The 13,032-nt window shown below is 67.7% G+C and carries 11 protein-coding genes; 5 read left to right on the plus strand and 6 right to left on the minus strand.

Annotated elements, in window-relative coordinates:
- Positions 1 to 32 precede the first annotated feature (32 nt).
- The gene (locus G7Y82_RS13425; RefSeq protein WP_168148637.1) at positions 33 to 2,006 is read left to right on the plus strand and encodes a transglutaminase TgpA family protein; all 1,974 of its coding nucleotides are present in this window, start codon (positions 33 to 35) and stop codon (positions 2,004 to 2,006) included.
- A gap of 103 nt (positions 2,007 to 2,109) precedes the next feature.
- On the plus strand, positions 2,110 to 2,757 hold the full coding sequence (locus tag G7Y82_RS13430; protein ID WP_168148638.1) for a lysophospholipid acyltransferase family protein: 648 nt from the start codon (positions 2,110 to 2,112) through the stop codon (positions 2,755 to 2,757).
- Here the strand turns inward: G7Y82_RS13430 and G7Y82_RS13435 are convergent.
- From G7Y82_RS13435 to pssA, 6 genes are all read right to left on the minus strand, one after another.
- Positions 2,675 to 3,940 carry an MFS transporter gene (locus tag G7Y82_RS13435; RefSeq protein WP_168148639.1) on the minus strand — a complete coding sequence of 422 codons (1,266 nt, stop codon included), beginning with the start codon at positions 3,938 to 3,940 and terminating at the stop codon, positions 2,675 to 2,677. The two genes, G7Y82_RS13430 and G7Y82_RS13435, sit on opposite strands and share 83 nt — an antisense overlap.
- Positions 3,941 to 4,013: 73 nt before the next feature.
- On the minus strand, positions 4,014 to 4,487 hold the full coding sequence (gene rimI, locus G7Y82_RS13440; protein ID WP_168148640.1) for a ribosomal protein S18-alanine N-acetyltransferase: 474 nt from the start codon (positions 4,485 to 4,487) through the stop codon (positions 4,014 to 4,016).
- Positions 4,488 to 4,584: 97 nt separating this feature from the next.
- Entirely contained in the window at positions 4,585 to 5,442 is an 858-nt protein-coding gene (locus tag G7Y82_RS21470) for a uracil-DNA glycosylase (RefSeq protein WP_168148641.1), read from the minus strand.
- A gap of 33 nt (positions 5,443 to 5,475) precedes the next feature.
- The gene (locus G7Y82_RS13450; RefSeq protein ID WP_168148642.1) at positions 5,476 to 7,386 is read right to left on the minus strand and encodes an ammonium transporter; all 1,911 of its coding nucleotides are present in this window, start codon (positions 7,384 to 7,386) and stop codon (positions 5,476 to 5,478) included.
- Positions 7,387 to 7,535: 149 nt separating this feature from the next.
- Positions 7,536 to 9,233, minus strand: coding sequence for a 2-isopropylmalate synthase (gene leuA / locus G7Y82_RS13455; RefSeq protein WP_168148727.1), 1,698 nt, complete (start codon positions 9,231 to 9,233; stop codon positions 7,536 to 7,538).
- Between the two features lie 291 nt (positions 9,234 to 9,524).
- Entirely contained in the window at positions 9,525 to 10,322 is a 798-nt protein-coding gene (gene pssA, locus G7Y82_RS13460) for a CDP-diacylglycerol--serine O-phosphatidyltransferase (RefSeq protein ID WP_168148643.1), read from the minus strand.
- 139 nt (positions 10,323 to 10,461) lie between these two features.
- Here pssA and pxpB point away from each other — a divergent pair, with 139 nt between their 5' ends.
- The 3 genes from pxpB (at position 10,462) to G7Y82_RS13475 (ending at position 13,022) form a co-directional block, all read left to right on the plus strand.
- Positions 10,462 to 11,184 (plus strand): 5-oxoprolinase subunit PxpB, encoded by a 723-nt coding sequence (gene pxpB, locus G7Y82_RS13465; protein ID WP_168148644.1) that lies wholly within the window; start codon positions 10,462 to 10,464, stop codon positions 11,182 to 11,184.
- Positions 11,185 to 11,194: 10 nt separating this feature from the next.
- Complete coding sequence (locus G7Y82_RS13470; RefSeq protein WP_168148645.1) at positions 11,195 to 12,145, plus strand: 5-oxoprolinase subunit C family protein; 951 nt, start codon at positions 11,195 to 11,197, stop codon at positions 12,143 to 12,145.
- Between the two features lie 136 nt (positions 12,146 to 12,281).
- The gene (locus G7Y82_RS13475) at positions 12,282 to 13,022 is read left to right on the plus strand and encodes a 5-oxoprolinase subunit PxpA (RefSeq protein ID WP_168148646.1); all 741 of its coding nucleotides are present in this window, start codon (positions 12,282 to 12,284) and stop codon (positions 13,020 to 13,022) included.
- Positions 13,023 to 13,032 lie beyond the last annotated feature (10 nt).

Genomic DNA, 13,032 nt, shown 5'->3' on the forward strand with positions numbered 1-13,032 from the left:
GCCGGGCTTGAAGACAGCGCGGGACGGCGTGCATGAGCGACGAGCGCGGCATCGCCGACTACCTGCCGGTCGCGACGCTGTTGCGTCTGCTCTTGGTGCTGACACTGGTCTACGCGCCGCATGTCACGCATCTGCCGCTGTGGGAGACCGGCCTGCTCGTCGCCCTGCTGATCTGGCGCGCGCTGGCGGCCACGCGGCAGTGGCGGATGCCGCCGCGGGCGCTGCGCGTTGGCCTGGTGGTCGCGTCGGTCGGCGGCATCTATGCCAGCTACGGCCACGTCTCCGGCCAGACCGCCGGCACCGCGCTGCTGTGCCTGATGGGCGCGCTCAAGCTCGTCGAGTTGCGCGCGCGCCGCGACGTGATGGTCATGGTGTTCCTGATGTACTTCATGCTCGTCACGCATTTCTTCTACTCGCAGGAGATCTGGACCTCGATCTACCTGCTGGTCAGCTGCGTGGCGATCACCGCGCTGCTGATCGAATGCCAGCATCTCGGCGCACTGCCGCCGCGACAGACCTTGCGCAAGGCTGGCGTGATGGTCGCGCAGGCGCTGCCGCTGATGCTGATCCTGTTCGTGCTGTTCCCGCGCATCCCAGGGCCGCTGTGGGGTCTGCCGGCCGACGCCGGCGCCACCGCGCGCACCGGTTTGTCAGACTCGATGTCACCGGGCGATATCGCGTCGCTGATCCAGACCGACGCGGTGGCGTTTCGCGTGCACTTCGACGGCCCCGCGCCGCCGCCGGAGCAGCGTTACTGGCGCGGCCCGGTCTTCGACTTCTTCGACGGCCGCACCTGGAAGCCCAGCTGGATCAGTCGCCAGCCCTTGGCCGCCGATGCTGTCCGCTATCTCGGCCAGCCGGTGCGCTACGAAGCCACGATGGAGGCGACGCGCATGCCGTGGCTGCTGGCGCTCGACCTGCCCAGCGACCGCGGGCTGCCCGACGACGTGCGCCTCAACCACAACGGCGAACTGCTGGCACGCCGGCCGGTCATCGAGCGGCGCCGCTACACCGTCACCTCGTACCCGCAATACGCGCTGGACCCGCAGCTCGACGCACGTGCACGGCAGCGCCTGACGCGACTGCCGAAGGGGCGCGATCCGCGCACGCTGGCGCTGGCTCAAAGCTGGCGCGCACAGGGCTTGACCGACAGGCAAATCGTCGATGCCGCGCTGAACATGATTCGCAACGAAAACTTCGTCTACACGCTACGCCCACCGGCGCTCGGCGCCGACAGCATCGACGAATTCCTGTTCGACACGCGCCGCGGCTTCTGCGAGCACTACAGCAGCGCGTTCACGTTCCTGATGCGCGCCGCCGGCATTCCGGCGCGTGTCGTCACCGGCTATCAGGGTGGCACGCTCAATGCGCTTGGCGACTACTACGTCGTCAACCAGGCCGACGCGCACGCCTGGAGCGAAGTCTGGTTCGACGGCAGCTGGCACCGCATCGACCCAACCGCCGCCGTCGCGCCGAACCGCATCGAGGACGGGCTCAGCGCCGCGATCGACAGTGCCGACGGCCTGCCCGCTTACCTGGCGCATCGAACCGCCTGGCGCGACGCGCTGAAGCTGCGCTGGGATTGGCTCAATGCGCGCTGGAACGGCCTGGTGCTGGGCTACGGCCCGGAACTGCAGCAGCAGTTCCTGCAGCGCTTCGGGCTCGGTGATCTGCGATCGATGATCCTGGCATTGACCATCCTCGTCACCGGCACGCTGGCACTGGTCGGCGCCGTGCTGATGCGACGTGCGGCACCGGCGCGCACGCAAGACCCGGCGTTGCGCGAGTGGCAACGCCTGACCCGCCGCCTCGCGCGCCGTGGCCTGCCGGCACATCCGGGCGAAGGCCCGCGCGACTACATCGCCCGCGTGCAACAGACGCACCCCGAGTGGTGCGACGCATTGCAGACGGCGCTCGACCTCTACCTGAGCAGCCGCTATCTCGACACGCCGAATGCAGCACGTGTCGCCGAGCTGCGGCGTGCTGTAACAGCTGCGCGCATCTGATCGCAGCGACCGTCGATCGGCGATAATGCACTGTCCCCGGCCATGCCGGTGACGATCGATAACAAGCAAGAAGCGCCCGGCGAAAACGGGCGACGAGGAGATCATGGACCGCGAAGACCGCATCGCGATCGGCGCGCACGTACCGCGCCGGCAGCGCCCGTTGCTGCGCCGCCTGGGCCGCGCCGTGCTGCGCAGCTTCGGCTGGCGCCTGCAGGTGACGGTGCCGGACGTGCCGAAGCTGGTCGTCATCGCCGCGCCACACACCTCGAACTGGGACTTCGTGTTCGGCATGGCGGCGGTACTGGCGCTCGATCTCGACGTGCACTGGCTCGGCAAGCACACGCTGTTTCGCGGCATCTGGGGGCGTCCGCTGCGCGCGCTCGGCGGCATCGCCGTCGACCGCCAGGCCGCCGGTGGTGTCGTACGCCAGAGCAGCGATGCCTTCGTCGCGCATGAGCAGCTGATCATCGCGCTGGCGCCGGAAGGCACACGCTCGCGCGTGGCACGCTGGAAGCGCGGCTTCTATCACATCGCCACCGCCGCCGACGTCCCGGTACTGGTCGCCTACATCGACTACCGCACGCGCACGGTTGGCGCGAATTTGCTGGTCTGGCCAACCGGCGACTGGGATCGCGACATGCGCCCGGTATTCGCGTTCTACGACGGCGTCACGCCGAAGCGGCCGGCGGATTTTGCGACGGAGCCGCCGCTGCCGGCGCCTTCACGCGCGACAGCAACAGCCCGCCGATAACGAAGAACGGCAACAGCGTCAGGATCGGCAGGCGCTGGTTGTCGACGACCAATGCGGTCTGGCCGACGACGATGGGCCCGAGCACGGCGGCGAACTTGCCGAGCATGTTGTAGAAGCCGAAGAACTGCCCGGACTGCTCGGACGGGATCAGGCGTGCGTAGTACGAGCGCGACAGCGACTGGATACCACCCTGCACGCAGCCGATCGCCGCCGCCAACAGATAAAAATCGCGCTCGCTTTGCAGCCAGTAAGAGCCGATCGTCACCCCGCCGTAGACGGCCAGCGCGATGTACATCATCAGCTTGGTGCCGAAACGATTGGCCAGCCAGCCATACAGCACGGCGGCCGGAAAGCCGATGAACTGCACCAGCAGCAGCGCCTTGATCAAGGCGCTGGGTTCGAAGCCAAGCTTGACGCCGTAATCGACGGCCATGCGGATGATGGTGTCGACCGCGTCGATGTACAGCCAGTAGCCAAGCAGGAACAGCAGCACCGGCTTCATCGTCAGCACCTGACGGAAGGTGCGTACCAGTTCCTGCCAGTCGCTGCCGGATTGATCGTGCATCGGCTCCTCGTGCACCCAGCGGAACAGCGGCAGCGAGAACAGCATCCACCAGACCCCGACCATCAGGAACGACCACAACACCGCCTGCGCGCCGCTGGCCAGGCCGAAAGTCTGCGGCGACTGGAACATGAAGACGTTCACCGCGAACAACAGGCCACCGCCCAGGTAGCCCAGGCCGTAGCCGAGGCCCGATGTGAAGTCCATTTCCTCAGGCTTGGCGACCGCGACGATCAGCGAATCGTAAAACGACGTGCCGGCAAAAAAACCGATCGAACCGAGCGCGAACAGTCCCAGGGCCAGCGGCCAGTTGCCTTGCGCCACCCAGAACATCGCCGCCGTCGACACCGCGCCGAGCACGGTCGCGGCGAACAGGAAGTGCTTCTTGATGCCCTTGCGATCGGCCAGGCCACCGAGCAGCGGCGCGATGAACATGACGATGACGCTGACCGCCGAGCTGGCCAGGCCCAGCCAGAACGTGCGCGTGCCCGGCTCCAGGCCCTTGGCCCAATACTCGGCGAAGAACAGCGGAAAGAAGCCGGCCATCACCGTTGTCGCGAACGACGAATTCGCCCAGTCGTAGAACGCCCACGACCACCTGCTGCTTCGATCGGATTTCATGCGCTGTCCTGTCAGGCCCGCCACTGCGAATGTCGATTCAAGATCGCGCCGCGAGCGGCGCCGGGGCATCGACTCAACTGCCGATGAGTTCCAGGGACAGCACCCAAGCGTCCTCGCGGCCTTCGGCGGCCGGATAGTAGCCGCGACGTTCACCGATCTTGGCGAACCCGAAGTTCTCGTAGAGCTTCTGCGCGGCCTTGTTCGAACGGCGTACTTCGAGCAGCACCAGCGTGACGCCGGCGGCGCGTGCCACCATCAGCAGGTGCCGCAGCAGAAACGCGGCGACGCCGCGACGCTGCTGATCCGGCGCGACGCAGATGTTCAGCACATGCGCTTCGCCGACCGCCATGCTCATCAGCGCATACGCCAGCACCTCGCCGAGCGTATTGGTCACGACCCAGGCGCTGTAGCCGACACGCAGGCAGTCGTTGAAGATGCCTTCGGTCCACGGGTGCGTATAGGCCTGCTGCTCGATCTCCATGACCTGCGGCAGGTGTGACGGATGCATCGGGTACAGCCGCCAGATGTCTTCGGGCTGCGCACTCATGCTTCCATCCTCGCGCCGACTGCAAGTGCGTCCGCTCGCATGAGAGAGCCTGCTCCCGCACCCGTTTGCGCTGTGCGCAAAACACCGTGTCGCACGCTCATGCGCCGGCTCCCAGCAGGCGGTGGATCTGTTTGAGATCCGCCCAGCTCTTGGCCTTCTCGCGCGGACTGCGCAGCAGATAGGCCGGGTGGTAGGTGATCAGCAGCGGCGTGTCACGCGGACCGTAACGATGCATCTGCCCGCGCAGGCGCGACAGCGGCTGGTCGGTGCTGAGCAGGCGCTGCGCGGCGACACGGCCGAGTGCGACGATCAGCTTGGGCTGCACCAGCTCGATCTGCCGGTCGAGGTACGGACGGCAGGCCTCGACCTCGTCCGGTTGCGGATCGCGATTGCCGGGCGGCCGGCATTTGACGACGTTGGCGATGAACACCGCGCGCGCCGGGTCGGCCTCGCCGCGGCTGCGGCCAATGGCTTTCAGCATCTCGTCGAGCAATTGGCCGGCGCGACCGACGAACGGTTCACCGCGCGCATCCTCGTCGGCGCCCGGCCCTTCGCCGATCACCATCAGCGGCGCCGACTCGTGACCAATGCCGAACACCGTGTTGGTCCGCGTCGCGCACAGCTTGCAGGCGTCGCAGCCACTGACCATCGCACGCAGCCCCGTCCAATCGCCCGGCACGTCGACGACGCGCGGCGCGGCGACAGGTGGCGTTGCAACGAGAGATGGCGTGGCCGGCTGCGGCGCCGTTCGTGGCACGGCGGCCGGACGCGGCGGCGCCGCCGATGGGCGCGGTGTCGTGGGTCGCGGCGCTGCAGCGGCTCGCGCCGGCGGCGCGGCTTCGGCCACCGTTGCAGGCGGCATCTCGGCTTCCAGCGGGTCCGGCTCGGCACCACGCAGCCGCCAGGCATCGATGCCCATCAGCTTCAGATAACGGTGTCGGCGCGCGGCATCCATGTCGGCATTTTATCGGCGTACGGCGAACGGCGCTCAGAGATCGGGCGCGAACTCGTCGGTATCGCGGCCTTCAAGCCGCCAGCCGCGCTTGCCGGCGAGCTTGGCGACGTACATCGCCTCATCGGCGCGCCGGATGATGCGCTCGGCGTTGTCGTCCGAACCATCGAACAGCGCGATCCCCACCGACGCGTGAATCTCGAACTGACGCGATTCCAGCTCGAACGGCACCGACAGAGCGATCAGCAGTTCGTCGGCCAGTATTTCCGCGGCCTCGACACCGTCAATGCGTGCGATGACGATCGCGAATTCATCGCCGCCCAACCGGCCGAGCACGGCGCCGCCGTCCGGCACCAGCACGGTCATGCGCTTGGCGGCATGGCGCAGCAACTGATCGCCAAAGGCATGCCCGTAGCGGTCATTGATCAGCTTGAAATCATCAAGGTCGACATAAAGCAACGCGCCCTGCGCCGACGTTCCACGCAGCTTGCGCGCTGCACGACGCACCGCTTCGAGGAACAGGCGCCGCGTACCGAGGCCGGTCAGGGTGTCGTAATTCGCGAGCTGGGCCAGCTTGCGCATCGCCATCTGCCGGCGGCTGCTCTCGACCGCGAAGCGGTCAAGAACGGCGTTGTAGAAAACCGCGATGCGAGCCGCCTCGGTCTCGGGCTCGACATCGACGCGCGACGCGAAGTCGCCGCTGCGCGCCTGACGGTCCATTTGCACGATCAGGTCGAGCACCGCGCTGCTGGCACCATGCTCGGCGATATTGAGGCCGATGCGCTCGTCGTCACGGCTGACCCGCAGCGGCATCCAGCGATTGAACAGATACAGCACCACGAACGCCAAGCCGAACGAGAACACGCCAATGCTGACGATGCCGAGCAGCTGGACCTGCAATTGCTGCCAGCGCGTCACGCCCTCGCCCCAGCTGCCGTCCGGCGCGCAAAGCGCAACCGCCAGGGTCCCCCAGATGCCGGCAAACAGATGGACCGGCACGGCGCCGACCGCATCGTCGATCTGCCGCCTTTCGAGCAGCTGCGTGCCGAGCATGCAGACCGCACCGCCGACCGCACCGACCAGCAGGGCGCCCAGCGGCGTCAGCAGATGGCAGCCGGCGGTAACGCCGACCAGCCCCGCGAGTACGCCGTTCATGATGCGATCGACGGCGGGAATGCCGAGCAGCTTCCAGGTCAGCAGCATCGCCGCCGCGCCGCCCGCCGCGCCGGCGAGCGCGGTATTGGTGATGATGCGCGGCACCTGATCGTCGAGCGCCAGGGTGCTGCCGCCGTTGAAGCCGAACCAGCCGACCCAGAGCAGGAACACGCCGAGCGTCGCCACCGGCAGGTTGTAGCCCTCGATCGGCCGCCCGTTGGGACCGAAGCGACCGACACGCGGGCCGATGATCAACAGACAGGCCAGTGACACCCAGCCACCGACCGAGTGCACGACGGTCGAACCGGCGAAATCGATGAACCCCGCCTTGCCTAGCCAGCCGGTGTGAAAGCCCTCGATCACACCGCCCCAGGCCCAGTGGCCGACGATCGGATAGATCAGCAGCGAGATCATCACCGCCGCGGCGCAATACGCAGCGAAGCGCATGCGCTCGGCGACCGCGCCGGACACGATGGTCGTCGCCGTGCCGCAGAACGCAACCTGAAAGAAGAACAGCGTGTAGAGCCAGGACGTCGAGCCGGCATGCTCGAGAATGTCCGGCTGCACGCCGATCAGGCCGTGCCAGCTGGCGCCGAACATCAGGCCGAAGCCGGCAACGCCGTACAGCACCGCGGCGATGCAGAAATCGATGAGATTCTTGAAGGCGACGTTGATGCTGTTCTTGGCGCGCACCAGGCCGGATTCGACACAGGTAAAGCCCGCTTGCATCAGCACGACGAGAATCGCGCAGGCGAGTACCCACAGATGGTCGATCGGTGCGTGAACCGACATGACGGCAGAACCACTAAAGGCGAGAGGTCCGCAGTATGCAGCGCAGCGGACCGCGCTGCTGTACCTGCGGCGGACCGGCCGCAAATAGCCGCCAGCCGGCCTTCAGCCCGCGCCAAGCGGGCGAAGCCCGGCCAGCGGCCGACTTCGGGTCAGGCGACGCGACGCTGCTCGACGTTGCCGCGCTGCGCCAGCGCGCGGTTGAGTCCGGACAGGATCGCCTTCAGCGACGCGGTGACGATGTTCGAATCGCGCGCCGCGCCGAACAGCGCCTTGCCGTCACCGAGCTTCAGCTCGATGTAGGTTGCCGCGGCGGCGTCGGCACCGGCCGAGATCGCGTGCTCGTGATAGTCGACCACCGTCAGCTTCTCACCGACCACGTCCGACATCGCCGCGATGAACGCGTCGATCGGGCCGTTGCCGCGGCCCTTGAGCTGGCGCACCTGGCCATCGACCTCGATCTCGGTGGCCAGCTCCACCTCGTTGCGCTTCGAGTCCTCGACCAGATGGTGGGCGACGTAGCCATACGGCTGCTGCGCGTCGAAATACTCGCGCGTGAAGATCTCGCCGATGTCCTCGGCCGACATTTCCTTGCCGGACTCGTCCATCGCGCCCTGCACGACCTGGCTGAACTCGATCTGCAGGCGGCGCGGCAGCACCAGCCCGTGCTCATGCTCGAGCAGATACGAAATGCCGCCCTTGCCGGACTGCGAATTGACGCGAATCACCGCCTCGTAGCTGCGGCCCAGGTCCATCGGGTCCAGCGGCAGATACGGCATGTCCCAGATATCGCCGTCCTCGCGCGCCGAGAAAGCCTTCTTGATCGCATCCTGATGCGAGCCGGAGAACGAGGTGTAGACCAGATCGCCGACGTAAGGATGGCGTGGATGTACCGGCAGCTGGTTGCAGTACTCGACGACGCGGCGGACTTCGTCGATGTCGGAGAAGTCCAACTGCGGATCGACGCCCTGCGAATACAGGTTCAGCGCCAGATTGGCGACGTCGAAATTGCCGGTGCGCTCGCCGTTGCCGAACAGCGTGCCCTCGATGCGGTCGGCGCCGGCCATCAGCGCGAACTCGCCGGCGGCGGTGCCGGTGCCGCGGTCATTGTGCGGATGCACCGACAGGATGATCGCGTCACGCTTGGCGACGTTGCGATGCATCCACTCGATCATGTCGGCGAAGATGTTCGGCGTCGAATGCTCGACGGTCGACGGCAGGTTGATGATCAACGGATCTTCCGGCGTCGCACCGAAGGCCTCGACGACGGCGTCGACGACCTGCTTCGAGAACTCCAGCTCGGTGCCCGAGAACATTTCCGGCGAATACTCGAAGCGCCAGCGCGTGCCCGGATGCTCGTTGGCCAACTGCCGCGCCAGATGCGCGTGCTTGATCGCCAGGTCGTTGAGCACCTGCTCCTTGGTCATGTTGAAGACGACGCGGCGCATGATCGGCGCCACGGCGTTATAGACGTGAACGATGGCTTGCTTGGCGCCCTTCAACGATTCGAAGGTGCGGCGAATCAGTTCCTCGCGGGCCGGCGTCAGCACCTGAATGGTGACGTCGTCCGGGATCATGTCGTCTTCGATCAGGCGACGCACGAAATCGAATTCGATCTGCGAGGCGCTCGGGAAGCCGACCTCGATCTCCTTGAAGCCGATACGGATCAGCTCGCGGAACATGCGCAGTTTGCGCTCGACATCCATCGGCTCGATCAGCGCCTGATTGCCGTCGCGAAGATCGGTCGACAGCCAGATCGGCGCCTTGGAGAGCACCGCGTCCGGCCACTGCCGGTCACGCAGGTGGATGGGCTGGAACGAACGGTACTTGGTCGAAGGATCTTTCAGCATGCTCATGGCGGATTCCTGCCGTATCGCGAACGGCCGCTAAGGCCAGGTTCGGCGGTGAATTTCTTGGGTTTTGTCTGGCACGGTTTCGGCCCCGTGCTGGCGCGGTCGTTGGTCTGCCTTACGGCAGAAGCGCGAGACCAAGAAGAAGCTGCGAGCGCACGAACGACGGCACCGCACCGAGGGTGCTGGCATGCAGGTCGTTGTGAATGGTGCGGCACATGACGCGGAACTATAGACCAATTCGCCGCAGGGGAAAACCACCAATGGCGACGAACGTCACCATCTGCCGGTTCACGCGGTCGCCGACGAGCGGCGCACGCGCCGCCAGATCAGCGCTGCCGGCCCCGACAGTGCGTACGCGAAAAAGCCCAGGAACAGGATGCGCGGCGGGTCGATCAGCACCAGCGCGAAGATGCCGATCACCGCGGCCAGCGACACGAAGCGCATCCGCGTCTTCAAGTTCAGCTTCTTGAAGCTGTTGTAGCGCACGCTCGACACCATCGACAGCGCCGTCGCCACCGTCAGCGGCGCCGCGAAGCCGAGCACTTCACTGCCGGTCAGCGGGACATGGCCGGAGACCCACGCGAACAACGAGCGGCTGTCGTCGACGCAACTCCAGACGAAGAAGGTGATGACCGCCGCCGCCGCCGGGCTCGGCACGCCGTAGAAATCCTTGTTCGAACTGGCCAGCGCCGCCAGCACGTTGAAGCGCGCCAGCCGCAGTGCCGCGCAGGCCGCGTACGCGAACGCGATGACCCAGCCGAGCTTGCCGCCGATCCACGGATAGTCGGCCAGATAGTGCAGCGAGAACGCCCAGATCAGCACCGCCGGCGCGATGCCGAATGCGACCATGTCGCACAGTGAGTCATATTCCTTGCCGAAGTCGGTCTGCGTATTGGTCAGCCGCGCAACGCGACCGTCGAGGCCATCGCAGATCATCGCGCCAAAAATGCCGAACACCGCCGCCGAGAAATGACCGGCGGTGGCCATCACGATCGCGTAGAAGCCGCCGAACAACGTGCCGGTCGTCAGCATGTTCGGCACCAGATAGATGCCTTTGCGTCGCTTTTTGGGCTGGCTGCTGTCCATATCGTCGTTATGTCGTTTCAATCCCGGTGGGGCCGAATCTTAGCGGGTCGCCGGCCTGAATATCATTGCCGACCCGCCGCTTGCGTTACCGAAGCCCAGCCACGACGATGCGCGGGCCGCGCCCGGCGCGCGCTCCGCAATGCACGTCACCGCGAGCCTCATCATCGATACGCCGCTGCCCACACTCGAACGCCTGGCCGACGACGCGCTGCTGCTGCAGTGGTCCGAAGACACCACCAACACGGCGCCGATCCGCGCGCTGTGCGCAGCGTTGCGCGAGGCGGCCCTGCCCTGGCTGCGCGACCTGGTGCCGGCCTATGACAGCGTCGGCGTGTTCTTCGATCCGCGACAGTCCACGGCATCCGAGATCGGCGCTTACCTGCAGGACACGCTGCGCCGCCTGCCGGCCGGCGCGACCGAGCGCGATGCCGCGCGGCTGATCGAGATCCCGGTCTGCTACGGCGGCGAGCACGGCCCGGACCTGGAATCGGCCGCGACCGAACTCGGCCTGACTGCAGCGGACCTTGCACGGCGGCACGCCGACGGCGACTACGAGGTGGCACTCATCGGCTTCGCGCCCGGCTTTCCCTATCTGCGCGGGCTGGACCCGACGCTGGCTTTGCCGCGCCTGGCGACGCCGCGAACCCGCGTTCCGGCCGGCAGCGTCGCGATCGGCGGTCAGCAGACCGGGATTTACCCGCGTGCAAGCCCCGGCGGCTGGCGATTGATCGGCAGCACGCCGCTGCGCCTGTTCGACGTCGAGCGTGCGCCGCCATCGCGCTTGTTGCCCGGCGACCGCGTGCGCTTCGTCGCCATCGACGCGGCAGGCTTCGCCGACCGCAACGAACACGACCTGAGCTGAGCCCGCCCGCATGAGTCTGAAAGTCATCAGCAGCGGCCCGCTGAGCACGGTGCAGGATCTCGGCCGCAGCGGCTGGCGCCACCTCGGCGTCGGCCTGGCCGGCGCCCTCGACGCCGACGCCGCGCGCATCGCCAACCGCCTAGTCGGCAACGCCGCCGACGCCGCCGTCATCGAATGCACGCTGCAGGCGCCGACGCTGGAATTGCTGCAGCCCTGTCGCCTGGCGATCTGCGGCGCGCCACTGCAAGGCCGCTACCGCGGTGCCGACGACAGCCTGCTGACGATCGATAGTGGCCGCCGCTTCGATCTGCTGCCGGGACGCATCGAGCTGGGCCGCCTGCGCGGCGCGGCGCGCGCCTGGATCGCCGTGTCCGGCGGCATCGACGTTGCCGCCGTGCTCGGCAGCCGCAGCACCGATCTGCGTGCCGGCTTCGGCGGCCTGCTGGGCCGCGCACTGGCCGCCGATGACGTGCTGCCGCTGGGCGCCGCCCGGACCGACTTCACGCGCAGCCGTGCCGCACCGTGGTCGATCCGCGTCGACGCCCCGCCGCGTACCGCAGTGCTGCGCTATGTGCCGAGCGCCCAACCCGCCGCCGTCGCGCTGGCCCGCCGCGAATGGCAGATCGATGCGCGCAGCAATCGCCAGGGCCTGCGCCTGTCGGGCGACGCCCTGCCGTCACCGCCGGCCAACGGCATCTCGGCCGCCGTCGCGCCGGGCACCATCCAGCTGCCGCCGGACGGTCAGCCCATCGTGCTGCTCGCCGACGCCCAAACCGTTGGCGGCTATCCACGCCTTGGCGACGTGATCGGCGCCGACCGCAATCGCCTCGCGCAACTGCTGCCGGGTCAGCGCGTCCGCTTCGAGGCCGTCAGCGTCGAACAGGCGCGCGAACTCGCGACACAGCGCGCCGCCGCGATGGCCGCACTCGAGCACGCCATCGCCCAATACGGCGGCAACTGACGCGGGTCGCGCCAGCCGCGCGGATCACCAATCGATGTCACGACCGTTGCGCTCTGCGCAACATCGCGACCGGCAGCGGGCGCCGCGCACGGCCAGGGCTGGAATCCGACCGGCCCGGTGCACTAGCCTCTCGGCCATGCCCTCCATCGACTTCAACTGCGACCTCGGCGAAGGCTGCGGCGACGACGCGGCGATCGTGCCGTGGATCAGCAGCGCCAGCATCGCCTGCGGCGGCCACGCCGGCGACGAGCAGAGCATGCGCGCGACGCTGCGCCTGTGCCGCGCGCGCAGCGTTGCCGTCGGCGCGCATCCGTCCTACCCCGATCGCGAGGGCTTCGGCCGTCGTGCGCAGGACTTGAGCCCGGCGCAGATTGCCGCCACCGTGCGCGAACAAATCCTCGCACTGCGCGCGATCGCCGAGCAGGAAGCCTGGCCGCTGCGCCACGTCAAACCGCACGGCGCGCTCTACAACCGCGCCGCGCGTGACGCCGACTGCGCTCGGGCGATCGCCGACTGCGTGGCGGCCATCGACCCGACGCTGACGCTGTACGGCCTGTCCGGCTCGGCGCTGACCGACGCCGGCAGCGCCGCCGGCCTGCGCGTCGCGCATGAGGTCTTCGCCGAACGCGGCTATGCCGCTGACGGCCAATTGCTGCCGCGCGGCACACCGGGCGCCGAACTCGATGACCTGCCGTCGGCACTCGCGCAGGCACGCGCGCTGGCGCAGCACGGCCGCCTGACGCTGGCCGACGGCCAGATCCTGCAGCGCCGCGCCGACACGCTGTGCCTGCACGGCGACCGCGCCGATGCCGCCGCCTTCGCCCGCGCCTTGCGCGAAGGGCTGGAAGTGGTGGGCGTCGGCGTGCACGCGCTGTGATCCACCCCGC

The organism is Solimonas marina, from assembly GCF_012241385.1.
In the GTDB taxonomy this organism is placed as follows: domain Bacteria; phylum Pseudomonadota; class Gammaproteobacteria; order Nevskiales; family Nevskiaceae; genus Solimonas; species Solimonas marina.